Here is a 19640-nt window from a genome sequence, read left to right on the forward strand (position 1 = left end):
AAGCCCTTTTGCCATTCACCCTTTGTTGTTTATCCCCCCACCGCTATCATCGCCGCATCTTGGGGGGACTTACTGATGCTCAATGGCCTATGGCTTGGTTTTTTTGTCGTGGCGGCCGTGTCTGCTTTGGCGCAGTGGCTGATTGGCGGTAACGCGGGGATTTTCGCGGCGATGGTCGAAAGCATTTTCGCCATGGCCAAGTTGTCCGTCGAAGTGATGGTCCTGCTGTTCGGCACCCTCACCCTCTGGCTGGGCTTTTTGCGGATTGCCGAAAAAGCCGGGATCGTCGAATGGCTCGCCAAAGCGCTTGGCCCGCTGTTCCTGCGCCTGATGCCGGAAGTCCCGGCCGGGCACCCCGCCATCGGCCTGATTACCCTCAACTTCGCCGCCAACGCACTGGGCCTGGACAACGCCGCCACACCCATCGGTTTGAAAGCCATGCGTTCGCTGCAAGAACTCAATCCCAGCCAGACCGCCGCCAGCAACGCGCAAATCCTGTTTCTGGTGCTCAACGCCTCGTCACTCACTTTGCTGCCGGTCACGATCTTCATGTATCGCGCCCAGCAAGGCGCTGTGGACCCGACCCTGGTATTCCTGCCGATTCTGCTGGCGACCAGCGCTTCGACCCTGGTTGGCCTGCTGTCGGTGGCGGTCATGCAGCGCTTGCGCTTGTGGGACCCGGTGGTGCTCGCGTATCTGATCCCCGGCGCGCTGATCCTCGGCGGTTTCATGGCCTTGCTGGCAACCATGTCGGCAGCGGCCTTGGCGGGTTTGTCGTCGATCCTCGGCAATCTGACGCTGTTTGGCCTGATCATGCTGTTCCTGATCATCGGCGCGTTACGCAAAGTGAAGGTCTACGAAGCGTTTGTCGAAGGCGCAAAGGAAGGCTTCGACGTCGCCAAGAGTTTGCTGCCGTATCTGGTGGCGATGCTGTGTGCGGTAGGCGTGTTACGCGCTTCCGGGGCGCTGGATTTCGGCCTGGAAGGCATTCGCCATGTGGTCACCTGGTTCGGCCTGGACACACGCTTCGTCGATGCGCTGCCCACCGCGCTGGTCAAGCCGCTCTCCGGCAGCGCGGCCCGGGCAATGCTCATCGAAACCATGCAAACCCAAGGCGTCGACAGCTTCCCGGCGCTGGTGGCCGCGACCATTCAAGGCAGTACCGAAACCACCTTCTATGTACTGGCGGTGTATTTCGGCGCGGTCGGCATCCAGCGTGCGCGCCACGCCGTGGGTTGCGCGCTGCTGGCGGAACTGGCCGGGGTGATCGCGGCGATCTTCGTCTGCTACTGGTTCTTCGGCGCGACCGCTGCGTAGTGCTGCTGGCCCTGTTCGACCGTCCATTGCAAGACCTGCGCGGCGAGCGCGTCAGCCGCTTTGCCAAAGCCCGCCACCACGGCGGGTAGCTGCTTGTCCTTGAGCGGTTGACGCACCTCGAAGCGGCGGGTGGCGACAATGCGCTGATTGGCACTGGCCAAGCGGGCATCCAGGCGGATCACCACATCGATGGCTTCACCGTGGTATTCGCTCTGAAACGCCTGCAATTCGCCACCGACTTCAAAGTCAGCCTGCAAATTACTCTCGTCGGTACTCAGCAGCGGCACGCGGCCGTCACGGGCGAACGCGTCGAGCAGGCGATTGCGCCACAGCACCGGTGCCGGATCACTCCAGCGCGCGCCTTTGTAGCTGCTGATCAAATCGCCCTGCGGCACTACGGCAATGCGCGGGCTGTCGAGGGTTTCACTGGCCTTGGGCCGCGCCAGACGCAATGACCAATTCATCGGTTGGACGTTGGCCGGTTTGCCCGCAGCCGAATTGATCGGCAGGCGGTAAACGTCACTCGGCTCGGATTTGGGCAGGATCGAGCAGGCGCTGGTCAGAAGGAAGGTGCCGAGTAGGACGCCAGCTGAAATACGACGGCAGTGGGAGCGAGCTTGCTCGCGAAGGGGGCGCAGCATCCAGCGTATTTTTTGAACCTGATGGAATGCCTTCGCAAGCAAGCTTGCTCCCACAGGTTCAGCGTCGGTCTTGGACAACCTCATGGCTCAAACTCCTTGTTCTTGTCGCTGCCCAGCAGGTAACCGCTGGGATTGGCTTCCAGGCGGCGGGAAATCCCGCGCAGTGAACTCATGGTGTCGCGCAGTTCGCGTACCGCCGGGCCCAGCTCACCCAGGCCCTGCATGCCGCTGTCCAGAGATTGCTGGTTACCATTGAGCAACCGGTTGATGGTCGCGCTGCTTTGTTGCAACGACTTCATTGCCTGTTCAGCGCTGTTGAAGATCTGTTTGCCATCACTGTTGAGCATGCCGTTGGCGTTGCGCATCAGCGCTGCCGTTTGTTCCATGGTCGCGCTGGCCTGTTTGCCGACCTGGGCGAGCTGCTTGAGGGTCTGGCGAATATCGTCGCGCTGATCGGCAATCGCGCCCGTGGTTTGTTCAAGATGGTCCAGCGTGCGACTCAGGCTCTTCACGTTATCGGCGGAGAACATCAGATTGGCGTTCTGCAGCAGCTGATTGACGCTGCTCATGAGGTCGCTGCTATCGTTGAGCAACCGCGAAATAGGCGATGGCGAGGCAATGATGATCGGCAGGTTGCCGTCATGCCCGACCAATTCCGGACTCTGCGGCGTGCCGCCACTGAGCTGGATGATCGAAGTGCCGGTAATGCCGGTCAGTGCCAGCTTGGCTTGAGTATCCTGCTTGATGGGCGTTTCGCCGGTGACACGGATCTGCGCCAGCACCCGGCGCGGATCTTTCGGGTCCAGACGCAGCGTGATCACATCGCCAATCTTGATCCCGCTGTATTGCACCGCGCTGCCTTGCGAAAGGCCGGTAACGGCTTCGTTGAACACCACTTCGTAATCCTTGAACGCGCTGTCGACGCTGGACTTGGCCAGCCACAAGCCGAACAGCAGCGCCGCAGCCACCACCAGCACGGTGAACAGGCCAATCAATACATGATGGGCACGGGTTTCCATCGTCAGACCTCTTTAGGCAAGGAAGCGGAGTATGCCGCGCGGCCACGCGGGCCATGGAAGTATTCGTGGATCCAGGCGTCGTTGGTGGCCGAGACCTTGTCGATCTGATCCGCCACCAGCACGCGTTTCTGCGACAGAACGGCGACCCGGTCGGTGATCGTGTACAGCGTGTCCAGATCATGGGTGACCAAAAACACACTCAGGCCCAAGGCATCGCGCAGGGTCAGGATCAACTGGTCGAACGCCGCCGCACCAATCGGATCAAGACCCGCAGTCGGCTCGTCGAGAAACAGGATGTCCGGATCCAGCGCCAACGCGCGGGCCAGCGCGGCGCGCTTGATCATGCCGCCGGACAGCGAAGCCGGGTATTTGTGCGCCGAGGACAGCGGCAGCCCGGCCAGGGCCAGCTTCACCCCCGCCAGATGCTCCGCCTCTTCGCGATTGAGGCCCGCATGTTCGATCAGCGGCAACGCGACGTTTTCGGTCAGGGTCAGCGAAGAGAACAAGGCGCCCTTCTGAAACAGCACGCCAAAACGCCGCTCCACCAACGAGCGCTCCTGATCCGACGCGCCTTGCAGGTCCTGGCCAAACACCCGAACACTGCCCGCATCGGGACGGCGCAGGCCAACAATGCTACGCAGCAACACCGACTTGCCGCTGCCCGAGCCGCCGACCACCGCAAGAATTTCCCCGCGATACAAATCCAGATCGAGGTTCTCGTGCACGCTCTGGCTACCAAACCGATTGCACAGGCCGCGCACTTCAATCACCGGATCACGCGTTTTCGGCATCGTCCTCACCAACCCATCTCCATGAAAAACAACGCGGCCATGGCATCAAGCACGATCACCACGAAAATCGACTGCACCACGCTGGACGTGGTGTGCGCGCCCACGGATTCGGCGCTGCCGCTCACCTTGAAGCCTTCGAGACAACCAATGGCAGCGATCAGGAAAGCGAAGATCGGCGCTTTGACCATGCCCACCAGAAAGTGCTGCACGCCAATATCGGCTTGCAGCAGCGAAAGGAACATCGCCGGGGAAATATCCAGGGAAACCGCGCACACCACACCGCCGCCGATGATCCCGGAGAGCATCGCCACGAAGGTCAGAATCGGCAGCGAAACCAGCAACGCCAGCACGCGCGGCACCACCAGAAGCTCTACCGGGCTCAAGCCCAGCGTGCGGATCGCGTCGATTTCTTCGTTGGCCTGCATCGAGCCGATCTGCGCCGTGAAGGCGCTGGCGGTGCGTCCGGCGAGCAGAATGGCAGTCAGCAGTACGCCGAACTCGCGCAGAAACGAAAACGCCACAAGGTCCACCGTGAACACCGTCGCGCCGAATATCTTGAGTACCGTGGCGCCAAGAAAAGCCACCACCGCGCCCACCAGAAACGTCAGCAGCGCCACGATGGGCGCTGCGTCCAGACCGGTCTGTTCGATATGGACGAATACCGACGTCATGCGCCAGCGTCGCGGACGCAATGCATTGGACGCAATGGTTTCCAGGATCAAGCCAATGAAGCCCAGCAATTGCAGGGTGTCGGTCCATACCTTGTCGACTGCGCAGCCAATCCGCGACAGCAACTGCATGCCGACGGCGATTTCCGGATCCTTGACCGGCGCGCAGTAATCGCACAACGCGGACTGGATGGTTTGCAGCAAGGCGCGGCTGGACAACGGCAGGTCCGGAGCCTGTACCGACAATTTGGCCAGGCGCTCGGTACCCAGCAATTCCACCAGCAACGAGGCGCCGGCGGTATCGAGCGCGTGCAGGCGCGTCATGTCCACCGGGACGCTGGCGTCGTAATTGCCGCCCAGCGTGTCGGTCTGCTGCTTCAAGGTTCGATAGTGCGCCAGCGTCCAGTCACCGGAAATCCGCAGCTGGGCCGGGTTGCTTGTCGTGTCCAGAAACGCCGTGCCCGCCAGCGCCGAAGCACTGGCGGGGCTGACTGCTGTGGATGTGGCCAGCGTGCGCGTGGTCATGGTCGGGCCTGTCAGTTATCTGGAACCGCCGGCTGATCCGGAGCGGCCGGCGCACTCGGCGCATCGGTGGCTGGCTTGGCATCTTCGGCTTTCGGCGTTTGCGGTTCTGCATCGCCAGCGCCGTCATCGCCACCCGGTTTCAAGCGGGTGATTTTCCCGACAGGCCGAATGACCGCTGGCTGATCGGTGCCGGTGACTTCAAAGCGCAATACGCCAATCATCTGCCCATCCTCGGTCAACACCCGAACCTGCCATTTGCCGACCGCATCGGGTGGGAAATTCTGCTTGTGCGTCCACGCACGATAACCTTCTTTGCGCCCGCCACGAATATCCAGGGCGATGCGATCCACTTCTTTGCCGTTATGGCGCCAGACGTGATAAATCCGCTCGTCCAGACCCCGAGGCGCATTGATGGCCGTGTAAGCGTAAAGGCCGCCATTGCGGACCTGGCTCGCGCTGACCTGCTTGATGCTATCGCCGGGCGCGCGGTTTTTGTTATCAAAATCCGTGCTGACCGCGACTTCGGTCAACCAGAGCGTTGCCGGCGGCACCCACGAGCGCAGCAACCAGCCCGCGCCACCCATCAGCAAAACCGCCAGAACCAGCGCCATGCCGCGCCGCCAGGTGGTCACCGGCAACGCGGAGATCAAACTGGGAAACGACAGGACGATGGCGATAATTAGTGCCCACTTGTAACTCTGGGCCGTGGTCAGGTGCACGATAATCGGCAAGGCGGTCAACAGCGCTGCAAACAATGTCAGCGTGTGGAAGGCCATGAACAGCCAGCGCCGCGTCGCCAGCCATTTGTAGTAGAGCGGATCGATGATCGAGACCAGTCCCGCTGCGCCGAGTACGGCAGTGAAAATCGACTGGCCGCTGTTCCAGGTCGTGGTGACAAAGAAAAACGGCAGCACGAAGAACAGGCTTTCCTGGTGGATCATCTGCGTGCCGTAGCGCAGCAGACCGGTGGGGATTTCGCGTTTGAACACCTTGGTGAACAGCACCACGGCGCTGCTTTCGATCATCAGCCACACCCAGCTGACCAGCATGATCACCGCAATCCAGGTCGCCAGGCCTTCCTGACGATCCACCAGAATGAAGCTGCCAATGCCCGAAATGAAACCACCCGCCGCGATGAGGCCCGGATAGCGCTTCATCAGATTGGTGATACGCGTGATGTAGGAACTCCATTCGGGCATTTGAGCGATCTGCGTTGGTGTCACGGAAAAAAGCGGCTGCAGGATAACAGCGCTGCCGGGGAAATCGTTGTTTGGGTGTGCGGTTTTGAGGTTTGCAAATGCCGGGGCCGGTTGCGGTTTCTGTGGGAGCGAGCTTGCTCGCGAAGAGGCAGGCACCCCCGGGGAGGGTTCACTGTCGTCTTCGCGAGCAAGCTCGCTCCCACATACATAACTCCTGACGGTCTATCGGCGGGTGTTGGTTCGGCGATAGGCCAACCACACAATCAATACCAGAATCCCCACCAGCGCCGCGCCCAACCAGTACAAACCGGTGTATGTCAGCAACGGCTGCTCGATTCGCCAATAACCCGGCTGATCCAGCAGTTTGCGCATGGCTCGATTGGCGTTGTCCAGGCTGACCGACTTAATGCGCCTGGACGGATCGGCGAAGCGGCCTTTTTCGTAATCGTTCAGCGCGCCCCAGTAATAATCAGCCAACGCGCTGTTGCCCTGCACCGCCCAGGCTTGCTTGGCGATGGCGGTCTGCTGCAGGCGGGCGAAGGTGGCCGGGTCGAAGCCATCTTTTTGCAGACGCTGGAGCAGCGCGCGGATGTCGTCCCTGGCTTCATCGATATCATCGCGCTCGACATCGGCATTCAGGCTCATGAATCCGCTGTCACCGAAGACCTCGCGCTCGATCGACGGGCCGTAAGACAAACCGTGCTTGAGGCGCAAATCGCTGTACAGCGCCCAGTCCAGATAGGCCTTGACCAGTTCCATGGTTTCATCGGGCTGATCGTCCAGCTGCGGCTCGGGCAGGATCAAGTGCAGCCGCGCACCTTCACCAATACCGCCGCGAATCAGCCTGCGTTCGGCCTGGGCTGTATTGCGCGCCTGATCCAGCGGCGGATGATCGATGGGGTCAACGGCATCGAGTTCGCCATAAGTGCGCTCCAGGTAGCTGGGCAGCAATCGATCCAGATCGCCGACCACGATCAGCGTCATGTTATTGGGTGCATACCAGCTTTTGTAGACGTCCTCGATCTGTTCCAGGGTCAGATGATCCACCTCCGGACGCTCGGGGCACTTCAAACCCAGTTCGACGGCCAGCTGACTGCTGGCGCTGTGGCCCAGATCCTTGCGATCCAGCCAGCGTTGCAGGTGTGAATAATGGCCGCCGTCTTCGCGCTCGACGATGCGCTTCACGGTATCCAGCGCAGGTTGATCCAGATGGGTTTTGGTTAGCACCGCCAGCAATAGATCGAGCACCTTGCGCTGATTCTGCGCCGGGGCTTCGATGACGAATGTCGTGTCAGTGTTGCTGGTAAACGCATTCCAGTCGCCGCCAAGTGCCTGCATGCGCTCTTCCAGCCCGCCTTCGCCGCTGTCATCAATGCCGCTGAACAGCAAATGCTCAAGCAAATGCGGCAGTTCCTTGTCCGCGCAGCTGAAATCATCAAAGCCGATGCCGACCACCAGGCGAATCGCCACATGGCCTTTTTCATAGCCGGGCTTGAGCAGCAATTGCAAACCGTTGGGCAGCAGATAGCCCTCGACCTGAAAGCGGTCGAGTGCATGTGACGCGGATGAAAGCAAAAACAGACAAGCGAACAGCAGGCAACGCATAAAACATGCTTCCTTGCGGGCCAGTATGTTTAACAGACTTCGATGCGCCCGGTACGTTCACACCGAGTCTGTTTACGCAGACTGATCCGGCTGGCTTTCGCTGGACAACGCGCCGGTATCGGCCGTTTCCAGCACCGCGTAGGCGCTGCTGCAGAACAGCGAGTTCAGGCGCTTCATGTCGGCAATCAGCTCCAGGTGCAGCGAGCTGGTTTCGAGGCTCTGCACCACTTTGCGTTGCAGACGACTGACGTGGGCATGGGCCAGACGCCGCTCCTGGGCGCGAAAACGACGTTTTTCGCGCAGCAACTGGCGGGCGCTTTCCGGATCGCCGCTGAGGAACACCGACAGGCCCAGGCGCAGATTCGACAATAGCTGCGAATGCAGCCCGGCCAGCTCTTCCAGGCCAACTTCGGAAAAGGAACGGCGTTGCGAGGTTTTTTGCTGCTGGATCTTGCGCAACATGCGCTCGACCAGCCCGGCCGCCAGTTCCAGGTTGATCGTCAGCTCGATGATTTCCGCCCAGCGTCGGTTGTCCTGCTCGCTGAGATCTTCCCGAGGCATCTGCGCCAGATACAGCTTGATCGCGCTATACAGCGCTTCGACGTCGTCATTGAGGCGGCGCATTTCCTGGGTAACCGCTGTTTGGGTGCCGCGCAGCACTTCGAGCATCGAGCTGAGCATGCCTTCGATCAGGTCGCCCATGCGCAGGGTTTCACGCACCGCGTTGGCCAACGCCAGACTGGGTGTCGACAGCGCCGTGAGGTCCAGATGGCGCGGTTTGGCCAGGCCGTTGACTTCGGGCCGCTCCGGCAGAATCGCCGAGCAAAGCCGCGCCATCGGACCGACCGTGGGCAGCATCAGCAGGCAGCGCGCGGTGTTGTAGGTCAGGTGAAAGCCGATGACCATGTCTTGCGGGCTGAAACCCAGGGTGTCCATCCAGCGCACCAGCGGATCGAGCACCGGAATGATCAGCAGCAGACCGAACAGCTTGTAAAGCAGGCTACCCAGCGCCACTTGCCGCCCGGCGACGTTCTGCATGCTGGTGCTGAGGAACGCCAGCAAACCGCTGCCGATGTTGGCGCCGATCACCAGGCCGATGGCCACCGGCAGGCTGATGATTTCCGCGCCGGCCAGTGTCGCAGTGAGCAATACCGCAGCGAGGCTGGAATAGGAGATCAGCGCGAACATCGCACCCACCAGCGCATCGAGCAGCAAATCCCCGGTCAACGAGGCGAACAGCACCTTGACCCCGGCGTTCTGGGTAATCGGCGCGGCAGCCGTGACGATCAATTGCAGCGCCAGCACGATCAGCCCCAGGCCGATGCCGACGCGCCCAAGCTGGCCGATGCGCGTCTGCTTGCGCGACAGGAAGAAAATCACCCCGAGGAAGATCAGCAGCGGCGACAGCCACGACAGGTCGAAGGTGAGGATTCGCGACATCAGCGCGGTGCCGACGTCGGCGCCGAGCATGATCGCCAGTGCCGGTGTGAGCGCCATCAGGCCTTGACCGACGAACGAGGTGACCAACATCGCCGTGGCGTTGCTGCTCTGCACCAGCGCAGTGACCAGAATGCCAGCAATGAAAGCCAGCGGTCGCCTGGACATGTTCTGGCTGATGACTTGACGCAGTTGCGAGCCGTACACCCGAAGGATGCCGGTACGCACGATGTGTGTGCCCCAGATCAATAGGGCGACCGCTGACAACAAATCGAGCAGGGTCAGCATACAAAGAGCCCCCTGAGGTTTGCCCAACCGGGCAAAAAAGTGAAGGTGCAGCGTGTAGCGAGCGAAGCGATTATGAGCAGCGCTTGACTAAGGCCATTGGCCTGCAAGCATCGCATAGCCTTCGGACCGATTGAAACAAATCTGTCATAAATCAGTGTTCTAGCCTTCGCTCAATGAAAAACGGGGCTCGCATGGAGCCCCGCTTCATAGAGTGTAACGGCTTATTGGCCGGGCACATCCTTACGCAGTTTGACCGGATCGCTCTGGGCCTTTTTCTTGGCCGTGGCCATGCGCATCTTGATGTTGATGGCTTCCACCGCCAGCGAGAACGCCATGGCGAAGTAAACGTAGCCTTTTGGCACATGCACGCCAAACGAATCGGCGATCAACACCGTACCGACGACGATCAGGAACGACAGGGCCAGCATCTTCAGCGATGGATGCTTGTCGATGAAGCTGCTGATGGCGCCCGCGCAGACCATCATCACCAGCACGGCAACGACGATGGCGGCGATCATGACCGGCACGTGGGAAACCATGCCGACTGCGGTAATCACCGAATCCAGCGAGAACACGATGTCGATGATCGCGATCTGGATGATGGTGTAGATGAACTGACCACCCTTGCCTTTCGGCTCGTCGATGGTTTCTTCTTCACCTTCCAGGCCGTGGTAGATCTCTTGCGAGCTTTTCCAGAGCAGGAACAGGCCACCGAAGAACAGGATCAGGTCGCGGCCGGAGAAGCCCTTGCCCATGATCGAAAACAGTTCATCGGTAAGGCGCATGACCCAGGTGATCGACAGCAGCAACAGGATTCGCGTGACCATGGCCAGCGCCAGGCCGAAGATCCGGGTGCGCGGCTGCATATGCTTGGGCATGCGGCTGACCAGGATCGAAATCATGATGATGTTATCGATGCCCAGGACGATTTCCAGGGCAGTCAGGGTGAAGAAAGCAATCCAGATTTCAGGATTGGTCAGCCATTCCATAGGTATTCCTTTGAGCGGTTAAACTCTCATGGCCTGCAATGGCAGGCCTTGAGGCAAGTGATCCGATTTTTACAGACTGCTGTACAGAGGGAAAATCCCCATCAGCAAGGCGGCAAACATTATGCACAGGCAAACCAGGACTGCCCACTTCAAGGTGAAGCGCTGGTGATCGCCGAACTCGATACCGGCCAAGGCCACCAGCAGGTAAGTCGATGGAACCAGCGGGCTGAGCAGGTGAACCGGCTGACCAACAATCGAAGCGCGGGCCATTTCCACCGGGCTGATGCCGTAGTGGGCAGCGGCTTCGGCCAACACTGGCAACACACCGTAGTAGAAAGCGTCGTTGGACATGAAGAACGTGAACGGCATGCTGACCAGCGCAGTAATCACTGCAAGGTAAGGGCCGAGCGCGTCCGGAATCACTGCCAGCAGGCTCTTGGACATGGCATCGACCATGCCGGTGCCGGACAGGATACCGGTGAAAATACCGGCCGCGAAGATCAGTCCGACCACTGCCAGCACGCTGCCTGCGTGGGCGGCGATACGGTCCTTTTGATCTTGCAGGTTCGGGTAGTTGACGATCATCGCGATACTGAAGGCGATCATGAACAGCACCGGCAACGGCAGCAGCCCCATGATCAGCGCAACCATCAGGGCCAGGGTGAGCAGGCCGTTGAACCAGATCAGCTTCGGACGACGCGCGCCGGGGAACTGGGAAACACTGATTTCGCTGTGATCGACTTCGTCATCCACCAGATGCAGTTCGCCCAGACGAGCACGTTCGCGTTTGCCGTAGAAGTAGGCGATGACCAGAATCGCGATCACGCCGAAGGCCATGGCCGGGATCATCGGGACGAAGATGTCCGAAGGGTCCACATGCAAGGCGCTGGCAGCGCGTGCGGTCGGGCCACCCCAAGGCGTCATGTTCATCACGCCACCGGCCAGAATGATCAGGCCCGCCATGATGCGCGGGCTCATGCCGATGCGGCTGTACAGCGGCAGCATGGCCGCGACGCAGATCATGTACGTGGTTGCGCCGTCGCCGTCCAGGGAAACCACCAGCGCGAGCACGGCGGTGCCCACGGAGACTTTCACCGGGTCGCCTTTGACCAGCTGCAGGATCTTGCGCACCGCCGGGTCAAACAGGCCCGAGTCGATCATCAGCGCGAAATAGAGAATGGCGAACATCAACATCACGCCGGTTGGCGCAAGTTTGGTGATGCCGGTCAGCATCATCGGGCCGATGTCGGACGCGAAGCCGCCGAACAGGGCAAAGACGATCGGCACCAGAATCAGGGCAATCAACGCCGACAGGCGCTTGCTCATGATCAGGTACATGAAGGCGACAACCATGGCAAAGCCGAGGAAGGTCAACATAGGGAATTACTCCAGGCGGAACGCGACTTGGGAAAAGGCGAGGGCGACGAATCAGCTCAACAAGAGCGGCGCGTGGAGTCGGAGCGGAGTCAGGGCGTGCAGGAGGACATTGCAGGGCATCAGGTTCACCATTGTTGTTGTTGACTGGGCCATTGAGCGCGAGAAAAACACTCGTTTGGCTGACCGGTCTGTTGCCGGCGGTGAAAGGATCCTAATGGGCCAAACTTTCATCCAGCTTTCGCTGCCCGAACCACTGATCATTTGTTGCGAAGACAATTTCCGGCGGCAGCGGTCACAGGTAGTGTCGGCGCTGACCGCAAAGAGGAGGGGATATGAGCCAGATACATTCCGGTGGCTGCCATTGCGGCAGTCTGCGTTATGAGTTCGATGCGCCCTTGCAGGACATCGCCCATTGTCATTGTTCGATCTGCCGACGGACCTCGGGCGGCATCGTCATGACCTGGATAACGGTGCCGTTGACGTCATTCAAGTGGGTTGAAGGCAGCCCGGCGACCTACGATTCAGGCCCGACCTGCGTGCGCTATTTCTGTGGCAACTGTGGCGCGCAACTGGCGCTGTTTTCCCGCAACAGCCCCGAAGAGATGGACGTGACCATCGCCACCCTCGATCACCCGGAACAGGCACCCGCCGACCGCCACATCTGGACCGCCAACCGCTTGCCGTGGCTGCATCTGGACGAGCATTTGCCAAAAGAGCCGGGGGAGACGTTGTAAGAGCGATTTGCTCCCTTTGGTAGGACCGGACTTGTCCGGGAAGGCGTCGGCCCGGATACGGAAATCCGTCAGTCAGATCAGCACCGGCAGGGCGGCCTTTTCGGGGACAAGTCCTACCGGGATTGCAATCAAGGTGCCATGGCGGTTTTACTGCGGCGCAAACTGAGAAGCCAGTTCGCGCAGCAGCACTTCGGCTTCCAGGACCTTGCGCACCGAATCTTCGGCTTTTTCGCGGCTCAGGCCCAGGCGCTCGAACAGTTCTTCGGGAATCTCTTCCTTGGGGCCGGAACCGATGCCGTTCTGGCGTAGCAAACGCACCGACAGATACACCAGATTGGCGTACTCGGAGTGTTCGCCGTCATAAGACGGATCGTGCTGAAAGCGCAGCGCGGTGGCCAGTTCGTCCGGCATGTCCCAGTAGCGCATCAGCCAGGAGCCGATCTGTTCGCGGCTGATGCCCAGCAAATGCTGCTCGACATAGCTGTGATGCAGGTGCGGGTTGACCTCCAGCTGGCGGCAGATCAGCGAGAAATGCGGCGGGAACACGTGGGCCAGCAGCAGATAGCCGAAATTGTGCAGCAGACCGCCCAGGTAGGTGAGGCCGGCTTCGGGGCGTTTGGCGCGAGGCATCGCGCGAGTCAGGCCCTCGATGACCGCAGCGGTGTAGATCGACTGCTGCCAGTAAGGTGTGGTCTGTTGCGGATGATCCTTGGGCAGGCTGAGGGTTTTGCCCAGCGCCAGGCCCAGCGCCAGATTGATCACCAGATCGAAACCCAGCACGCGCACGATGGCGTCTTCCACCGAGCGAATCTTGCCGGTCGACGCGTAATACGGCGACGCCGCCCAACTTACCACTTGAGCTGCCAACGCCGGATCGGTTTCGACCACGCCGGTAATGTCATCGATAGTGGCATCGGGATCGACGCGCAGCTTGATGATGCGCTGCGCCGTTTCGGCCAGCGGCGGGATTTCAAGGGTCGCTTCCAGGCGCTGCTGGATGCGCCGCGCCGTGAAGGCGTGCATCGCCTGGGTGATTTCTTCGCGGTCGTCGTCGGGACGATCCAGGTTGGGATGAATCGTGCTCAACAGCTCGCCGAAATGCGCAGCGCTGGCTTTGTTGAGCATGGTCTTGAAGTCTTCACTGCTGATTTCCAGCAGAATGCCCGGTTCCCCGGATCCAACCAGCACGGTTGGCTCGTGCAGCAGGCGCTCTTCATAGAGACACGGTGAGCTGGTCAGCGCCGGGATGCCCGGCAGCGTGTGCAGGCTGTGTTTGGCCAGCATGCGCAGCAAACGATCATGAGGGACCGCCGTCAGCTTGCGGCCGGTCAACTCGGTGATCCGGTTCAGATCCAGCAACTGATTTTGCGGAAACAGGATCAGAAGCGCGCCGACAGCGTCCTCGACCAACACCGCCTGCACCTTGCGCTCTGCAGGCAGGTGAGTGTCCTCAAGAACTTCGCTGTAGCTGATCGCTAGTTTGCCAAGCAATTGACGAATAACGGTCGGCGCATGGGGAGCGTCATCAACGTGGGCGACTTCTGTCATGGTCTGTATCCAAGTTCCTACAATCGCTGAAGTATAACCAGCTTAGTTATTCAGAGTGTGAAGCACTCATCAAAGCCTGACCCGCATCACACCTGACCATATTGCTGGCCGTGTCGCAGCCAGCGCTCCAATAGCGGACTGACATGTTGCGGCCAGCGTTCGAGCAACGCTTGCGCGGCGTCACGCACCGCAGGCAACAAGTCTGCGTCGCGCATGAGGTCGGCCACCTTGAACTGCAGCAAGCCGGTTTGCCGGGTACCGAGCATTTCGCCGGGGCCACGCAGCTCCAGGTCTTTTTCGGCAATGACAAAGCCGTCGTTGGTTTCGCGCATGATGCCCAGGCGCTGACGGCCGATCTGTGACAATGGCGGGTGGTAAAGCAGAACGCAATGACTGGCTGCACTGCCCCGACCGACACGCCCGCGCAACTGGTGCAATTGCGCCAGCCCCAGACGCTCGGGGTTTTCGATGATCATCAGGCTCGCGTTGGGCACGTCCACGCCGACTTCGATGACAGTGGTCGCCACCAGCAATTGCAACGCGCCTTGCTTGAACTCCGCCATCACTGCGGCTTTCTCGGCGGGCTTCATGCGCCCGTGGATCAGGCCGACGCGCAATTCGCCCAGGGCGCTGGTCAGGTCTTCAAAGGTTGTCTCGGCTGCCTGGCAGGTCAGTTCTTCGGATTCTTCGATCAAGGTGCAGACCCAATAGGCCTGACGCCCTTCGGCGCAGGCCGCGCGCACCCGCTCGATCACTTCGATGCGCCGGGTATCCACTACCAGCACGGTATTGACCGGCGTTCGGCCCGGCGGCAGCTCATCGAGGATCGAAGTATCAAGATCGGCGTACGCGCTCATGGCCAGGGTTCGCGGGATGGGCGTTGCGGTCATGATCAACTGATGCGGGCACATCAGGCCGCCGACGCCTTTTTTGCGCAGGGCCAGACGTTGCTGCACGCCGAAGCGGTGCTGCTCGTCGATGATCACCAGCGCCAGATTCTTGAACTGCACTTCGTCCTGAAACAGCGCATGGGTGCCCACCACCATGGGTGTGCCGCCCGCAATCTGCGCCAGCGACGCAACCCGCGCCTTGCCCTTGAGCTTGCCCGCCAGCCACGCGACTTCAATGCCCAACGGCTCAAGCCAGCGCTGGAAGTTGATGAAGTGCTGTTCGGCGAGGATTTCCGTGGGCGCCATCAGCGCCACCTGATAACCGGCTTCCAGCGCCTGCAACGCCGCCATCGCCGCAACCACGGTCTTCCCGGCGCCGACATCACCCTGAATCAGGCGCAGCATCGGTTCGGGCTGGCTCAGGTCATAGGCCACTTCATTTCCGACACGCTGTTGCGCACCCGTGGGCGGGAAGCCCAGATTATCGAGAAATTGCTTCGGCAGCTTCTTCGCCAGGGGCAAGGCCGGGGCGCGCTGGGAACGCAGGCTTTCACGCAAGCGCTGCTGCGACAGTTGATGGGTCAGCAGCTCTTCGAAGGCCAGGCGGTGCTGCGCCCAATGGTGGCCGATAGCCAACTCTTCAACATCGGCGTCGGCCGGCGGGTGATGCAGGTAACGAATCGCGTCGTCCAACGGCGCCAGTTGATAATCCCGCGCCAGCTCTTCAGGCAGCCAGTCAGGCAGGCTTTTCGGACCCAGCATCGCCAATGTCTGCTGGGACAATTGACGCAAACGTTGCTGGGTCAGGCCTTCGGTAGTCGGGTAGATCGGGGTCAGGGTTTGTTCGACGGGCGCGGGTTCGGCGCCGGTCAGGGCGCGGTATTCCGGGTGATAGATTTCCAGTCCGGACGCGCCAGGACGCGCTTCGCCAAAACAACGCAAATGGGTGCCGCGCTTCATGCCTTCCTTCTGCGCATTGCTGAAATGGTAGAAGCGCAGACTCAAAGTGCCAGTGCCATCGCCCAGCCGCACCAGCAGACTGCGCCGCTTGCCCATGACCACGTCGGCGCCGCTGACCACACCTTCGATTACCGCGTCCTGTCCAGGTCGCAGCTGGCCGATGGGCACCACACGGGTGCGATCCTGATAACGCAAGGGTAGGTGGAACAGCACGTCCTGCAGGTTTTCCAGACCGACCTTGGCCAGTTTTTCAGCCATGGCCTCGCCGACGCCCTTGAGCGCCGTGACCGAAACCGTGGAAAGCTCGCCCATGGCCCGACTTAGCTCGCTTCGGCTTTCGGACGCGCGACGGAACACAGCCGCACGGAGTCCGCGAGGATTTCAATCGCTTTAGGCCGTGGAAAGCTTGCGCGCCAGGCGATGGCCACGGTACGAAACGGCACCGGTGGCGTCAGCGGACGAACCTCTATCACGCCCGGGGCATAGTGATGGCTGTCGACAGCGGACATTGGCAGGATCGAAATACCCAGGCCGGACGCGACCATGTGGCGAATGGTTTCCAGTGAGCTGGATTCCACCGTGGTGTGTCGTGCGCCTTCGCTGCCTTTGACCAGCGTCGGGCAGGCTTCAAGCACCTGATCCCGGAAGCAGTGACCTTCGCCCAGCAACAGCAGGCTCTTGTCGTTGAGCGCCGAGGCATCGATGGAGTCTTTCTTGGTCCACGGATGGTCTGCGGGCATCAAGACGTAGAAGGGTTCGTCGTACAGCGGCAGCGTCAGCACATCGGCTTCGTTGAACGGCAGCGCAATGATGATCGCGTCCAGTTCACCGTTGCGCAGCTTGTCGCGCAGGATATGGGTGAAGTTTTCTTCGATGTACAACGGCATTTGCGGCGCGACGCGATGCAGCTGCGGAATCAGATGCGGGAACAGGTAAGGACCGACGGTATAGATCGCGCCGACCTTGAGGGGAGCGGTCAGCTGGTTCTTGCCGGCCTGCGCTAGTTCGCGGATGCCTTGAGCCTGTTCGAGAACCTTCTGCGCCTGAGCGACGATGCCTTCGCCGACCGGAGTCAGGCGCACGGCGCTCTTGCTGCGCTCGAAGATCAGCACACCCAGTTCGTCTTCCAGCTTCTTGACGCCCACCGACAATGTCGGCTGGCTGACGTGGCAACGTTCAGCCGCGTGGCCGAAATGCTGTTCCTGGGCGAGGGTAACGATGTAGCGCAATTCTGTGAGAGTCATAGCATGCGTCCATGAAGTTGCGGCCCCAGCATAGCGGCTGCAATCGATAGACGCACGTTATCAAGGCCACTCCTGTGTATCAAAACTGCGTTTCAGCGCTTATCCAGCGAATAAACGAACGGCGCCAGGATCTCGATAGTGCCGTTGTTCAGGGTTTCTGCCGGCGGCTTGGGCAATGGCTGGGCGCGACGGATCATTTCCATCGTGGCCCGATCCAGTGACGAACTGCCTGAGCTGCTGGCAATCGAGTACGACAAGACGTTGCCATCGGCATCGACCACGAAACGCAGACGGCTGACGCCCTGCATGCCGCGCCGCCGTGCGTCCTCGGGATACTTCTTGAACTTGGCCAGGTGGCGCAGCAAGTCGCCTTGCCAGCTTGGCAACGCCGTACTCGGCGGCGAAGGTGGGCTCGGCGGGGTCGGCGCAGCAGATTTCTCGACCTTGGCGGTCGTCGGCGGCGTGTCCATCGGCTTTTCTTCGACCGGTTTTTCCTGAGGCGGCTCAGGTTTCTTGATCGGCTTGGGCGGCTGTGGTTTGGGCTTGGGCTTGGGTTTCTCCACCGGCTTCTGCACGGCGATTTCCGGCTTCGGCGCTTCAGCCACTTTCGGCTCGGGGATCTGCTCCTCGGGCTCTGGCGGTGGCGGCGGCTGCACGACGGCAGGTGGAGGCGGCGGTGCCGGAACAGGCTCGGGAGCCAGCTCGACCATCATTGCCGCCGGTGGTAGCTCGATTGCCTGGGATGCCGGCCAGCGCAGCGCAACAACGATTGCGATGGCATGCACGGCAAGCACCAACAACAGACTACCGCCATAGCGCGTCAGTTTTTGGCGCGAATTGATCATTTCTTACCAACCGTCTCGAGACCGACCAGACCGACTTTCAGGTAGCCCGCGCCGCGCAGGGCGTTCATGACTTCCATCAGATCGCCGTAATCCACACCTTTATCGGCCTGGAAGAAGATCGTCGTCTCCTTCTTGCCTTTGGTCTTGGCATCGAGAATCTGCCCGAGCTGTTCACGGGCAACCTTGTCATCGCCCAGAAACAGGCTTTGGTCAGCCTTGACGCTGAGGAAGATCGGCTTCTCAGGCCGAGGCTGCGGCTTGGCGGTCGAGGCAGGCAGGTCGACTTTGATATCGACCGTTGCCAATGGCGCGGCCACCATGAAGATGATCAGCAGGACCAACATGACGTCGATGAACGGCGTTACGTTGATTTCGTGGTTTTCGGCGAGATCGTCGTCGCCTTCCTTCAGATGCATGCCCAAGGTTTAGCCCACCTTGACCATGTGCGGCGACTGGGAGCGTTCGTTCGGCTGGTGGTCAAGGTCACGGCTGACCAGCAGCAGGACTTGAGCCGATGCGTCGGACACTTGCGCCTTGTAACCGGCAATGGAACGGGCGAAGACGTTGTAGATGACCACCGCAGGAATCGCGGCAACCAGGCCCAACGCGGTAGCCAGCAAGGCTTCGGCGATACCCGGCGCAACCACGGCGAGGTTGGTGGTCTGGGTTTTGGCGATGCCGATGAAGCTGTTCATGATGCCCCAGACGGTACCGAACAAGCCTACGAACGGCGCAGTGGAACCGATGGTCGCGAGGACGCCGGTGCCCATGCTCATGTTGCGGCCACAGGCTGCAACCAGACGCTCAAGACGGAAGCTGACGCGTTCCTTGATGCCTTCACGTTCGCGGCTGTTGACCGACAGACGCATTTCTTCCAGGGCGTCGTGGACCAGCAGATTTGCCAGCGTGCCTTGTTTGGCGGCGCTTTCGCTGGCTTCGGTCAGGGTGCGCGCCTTTTTCAGGTTGGCGATTTCGGTGCGCAGACGGCGCTTGGCGCCCAGCAGCTCGAAACCCTTGGCGATCCAGATGGTCCAGGTAATGATCGAGGCAATTGCCAGACCGATCATTACCGCTTTGACGATAATGTCGGCGTTCTGGTACATGCCCCACGGCGACAGGTCATGGGCCATGCCCAGGCTGTTATCTTCTTCGACAACTGCCGGGCCTTCAACGGGCGCGGTGTTCTCCTGCAGAACCGGCGCTGCGGCCGGTGCCGGAGCAGCCGAAGTCGCTGGTGTGCCGGCCGGCGCGGTTGGCGCAGCTTGATCGGCCAATGCGACAGGGACGATCATCAGGCTCAGCAGCAACGCTGCGATTGCCCGCCATGCGCGTGGCAGGCTGGGGAGTTTGGTTGGCGAAGCGGAAGAGTTGATACGTGTCATGCTGGCCGGACCTGAGAGAAGAAAAGGTGGGTCGTTCTGCTACGTCGCGCGATGCGTTCGACGCAGGGAGGAGAACAAACGGGCCGTCATTATTGCAAGTAATTCTTGTTAACAAAAGTAATACAGTATCTTTTTTTCTATCAATCGCAGTTGGCTGATCAGCTTTCACCCCCGTTCCAGC

At 60.6% G+C, this 19640-nt stretch carries 17 protein-coding genes; 2 read left to right on the plus strand and 15 right to left on the minus strand.

Going from position 1 to position 19640, the window contains the following annotated elements; genetic code table 11:
- Positions 1–75 precede the first annotated feature (75 nt).
- Positions 76–1317, plus strand: coding sequence for a nucleoside recognition domain-containing protein (locus tag AABC73_RS28040; protein WP_341521790.1), 1242 nt, complete (start codon positions 76–78; stop codon positions 1315–1317).
- On the opposite strand, the gene AABC73_RS28045 is transcribed toward AABC73_RS28040, so the two are convergent.
- From AABC73_RS28045 to AABC73_RS28085, 9 genes are all read right to left on the minus strand, one after another.
- On the minus strand, positions 1287–1958 hold the full coding sequence (locus tag AABC73_RS28045; RefSeq protein ID WP_341524347.1) for an ABC-type transport auxiliary lipoprotein family protein: 672 nt from the start codon (positions 1956–1958) through the stop codon (positions 1287–1289). The two genes, AABC73_RS28040 and AABC73_RS28045, sit on opposite strands and share 31 nt — an antisense overlap.
- An 80-nt stretch (positions 1959–2038) precedes the next feature.
- On the minus strand, positions 2039–2977 hold the full coding sequence (locus AABC73_RS28050; protein WP_341521791.1) for an MlaD family protein: 939 nt from the start codon (positions 2975–2977) through the stop codon (positions 2039–2041).
- Between the two features lie 2 nt (positions 2978–2979).
- On the minus strand, positions 2980–3768 hold the full coding sequence (locus AABC73_RS28055) for an ATP-binding cassette domain-containing protein (protein ID WP_341521792.1): 789 nt from the start codon (positions 3766–3768) through the stop codon (positions 2980–2982).
- A 5-nt stretch (positions 3769–3773) separates the two neighbouring features.
- A complete protein-coding gene (locus tag AABC73_RS28060) occupies positions 3774–4961 on the minus strand; it encodes an ABC transporter permease (RefSeq protein ID WP_341521793.1) in 1188 nt (395 codons plus the stop codon).
- 11 nt (positions 4962–4972) lie between these two features.
- Positions 4973–6160 (minus strand): DUF5924 family protein, encoded by a 1188-nt coding sequence (locus AABC73_RS28065; RefSeq protein WP_341521794.1) that lies wholly within the window; start codon positions 6158–6160, stop codon positions 4973–4975.
- 222 nt (positions 6161–6382) lie between these two features.
- Positions 6383–7765: an insulinase family protein gene (locus AABC73_RS28070; RefSeq protein ID WP_341521795.1), complete on the minus strand. Its 1383-nt coding sequence runs from the start codon at positions 7763–7765 to the stop codon at positions 6383–6385.
- 72 nt (positions 7766–7837) lie between these two features.
- A complete protein-coding gene (locus tag AABC73_RS28075; RefSeq protein WP_341521796.1) occupies positions 7838–9490 on the minus strand; it encodes a Na/Pi cotransporter family protein in 1653 nt (550 codons plus the stop codon).
- Positions 9491–9711: 221 nt separating this feature from the next.
- The gene (locus AABC73_RS28080; protein WP_331149878.1) at positions 9712–10479 is read right to left on the minus strand and encodes a TerC family protein; all 768 of its coding nucleotides are present in this window, start codon (positions 10477–10479) and stop codon (positions 9712–9714) included.
- 69 nt (positions 10480–10548) lie between these two features.
- Positions 10549–11856, minus strand: coding sequence for a CitMHS family transporter (locus AABC73_RS28085; protein ID WP_341521797.1), 1308 nt, complete (start codon positions 11854–11856; stop codon positions 10549–10551).
- Between the two features lie 332 nt (positions 11857–12188).
- Between AABC73_RS28085 and AABC73_RS28090 the strand changes: the two genes are divergently transcribed.
- Positions 12189–12590 carry a GFA family protein gene (locus AABC73_RS28090; RefSeq protein WP_341521798.1) on the plus strand — a complete coding sequence of 134 codons (402 nt, stop codon included), beginning with the start codon at positions 12189–12191 and terminating at the stop codon, positions 12588–12590.
- 147 nt (positions 12591–12737) lie between these two features.
- Here AABC73_RS28090 and AABC73_RS28095 read toward each other — a convergent pair whose 3' ends face one another.
- From AABC73_RS28095 to exbB, 6 genes are all read right to left on the minus strand, one after another.
- Positions 12738–14138, minus strand: coding sequence for an HDOD domain-containing protein (locus tag AABC73_RS28095; protein WP_341521799.1), 1401 nt, complete (start codon positions 14136–14138; stop codon positions 12738–12740).
- A gap of 86 nt (positions 14139–14224) precedes the next feature.
- Positions 14225–16300, minus strand: a complete 2076-nt coding sequence (gene recG, locus AABC73_RS28100) for an ATP-dependent DNA helicase RecG (RefSeq protein WP_341521800.1) — start codon at positions 16298–16300, stop codon at positions 14225–14227.
- Between the two features lie 8 nt (positions 16301–16308).
- Positions 16309–17232: a hydrogen peroxide-inducible genes activator gene (locus AABC73_RS28105; RefSeq protein WP_331149873.1), complete on the minus strand. Its 924-nt coding sequence runs from the start codon at positions 17230–17232 to the stop codon at positions 16309–16311.
- A gap of 92 nt (positions 17233–17324) precedes the next feature.
- The gene (locus AABC73_RS28110) at positions 17325–18077 is read right to left on the minus strand and encodes an energy transducer TonB (RefSeq protein ID WP_341521801.1); all 753 of its coding nucleotides are present in this window, start codon (positions 18075–18077) and stop codon (positions 17325–17327) included.
- Positions 18074–18499: a TonB system transport protein ExbD gene (gene exbD / locus AABC73_RS28115; protein WP_341521802.1), complete on the minus strand. Its 426-nt coding sequence runs from the start codon at positions 18497–18499 to the stop codon at positions 18074–18076. The genes AABC73_RS28110 and exbD overlap by 4 nt, the downstream gene beginning before the upstream one ends.
- 3 nt (positions 18500–18502) lie before the next feature.
- On the minus strand, positions 18503–19459 hold the full coding sequence (gene exbB / locus AABC73_RS28120) for a tonB-system energizer ExbB (protein ID WP_341521803.1): 957 nt from the start codon (positions 19457–19459) through the stop codon (positions 18503–18505).
- Positions 19460–19640 lie beyond the last annotated feature (181 nt).

This window comes from Pseudomonas sp. G.S.17 (genome assembly GCF_038096165.1).
Taxonomy (GTDB): Bacteria; Pseudomonadota; Gammaproteobacteria; order Pseudomonadales; family Pseudomonadaceae; genus Aquipseudomonas.

Coding starts and splice junctions, on each gene's coding strand:
- AABC73_RS28070 (WP_341521795.1), bottom strand. CDS start 7,765: ATGCGTTGCCTGCTGTTCGCTTGTCTGTTTTTGCTTTCATCCGCGTCA.
- AABC73_RS28095 (WP_341521799.1), bottom strand. CDS start 14,138: ATGACAGAAGTCGCCCACGTTGATGACGCTCCCCATGCGCCGACCGTT.
- AABC73_RS28040 (WP_341521790.1), top strand. CDS start 76: ATGCTCAATGGCCTATGGCTTGGTTTTTTTGTCGTGGCGGCCGTGTCT.
- AABC73_RS28110 (WP_341521801.1), bottom strand. CDS start 18,077: ATGATCAATTCGCGCCAAAAACTGACGCGCTATGGCGGTAGTCTGTTG.
- recG (WP_341521800.1), bottom strand. CDS start 16,300: ATGGGCGAGCTTTCCACGGTTTCGGTCACGGCGCTCAAGGGCGTCGGC.
- AABC73_RS28105 (WP_331149873.1), bottom strand. CDS start 17,232: ATGACTCTCACAGAATTGCGCTACATCGTTACCCTCGCCCAGGAACAG.
- AABC73_RS28045 (WP_341524347.1), bottom strand. CDS start 1,958: ATGCTGCGCCCCCTTCGCGAGCAAGCTCGCTCCCACTGCCGTCGTATT.
- AABC73_RS28085 (WP_341521797.1), bottom strand. CDS start 11,856: ATGTTGACCTTCCTCGGCTTTGCCATGGTTGTCGCCTTCATGTACCTG.
- AABC73_RS28060 (WP_341521793.1), bottom strand. CDS start 4,961: ATGACCACGCGCACGCTGGCCACATCCACAGCAGTCAGCCCCGCCAGT.
- AABC73_RS28055 (WP_341521792.1), bottom strand. CDS start 3,768: ATGCCGAAAACGCGTGATCCGGTGATTGAAGTGCGCGGCCTGTGCAAT.
- AABC73_RS28075 (WP_341521796.1), bottom strand. CDS start 9,490: ATGCTGACCCTGCTCGATTTGTTGTCAGCGGTCGCCCTATTGATCTGG.
- AABC73_RS28080 (WP_331149878.1), bottom strand. CDS start 10,479: ATGGAATGGCTGACCAATCCTGAAATCTGGATTGCTTTCTTCACCCTG.
- AABC73_RS28065 (WP_341521794.1), bottom strand. CDS start 6,160: ATGCCCGAATGGAGTTCCTACATCACGCGTATCACCAATCTGATGAAG.
- exbB (WP_341521803.1), bottom strand. CDS start 19,459: ATGACACGTATCAACTCTTCCGCTTCGCCAACCAAACTCCCCAGCCTG.
- AABC73_RS28050 (WP_341521791.1), bottom strand. CDS start 2,977: ATGGAAACCCGTGCCCATCATGTATTGATTGGCCTGTTCACCGTGCTG.
- AABC73_RS28090 (WP_341521798.1), top strand. CDS start 12,189: ATGAGCCAGATACATTCCGGTGGCTGCCATTGCGGCAGTCTGCGTTAT.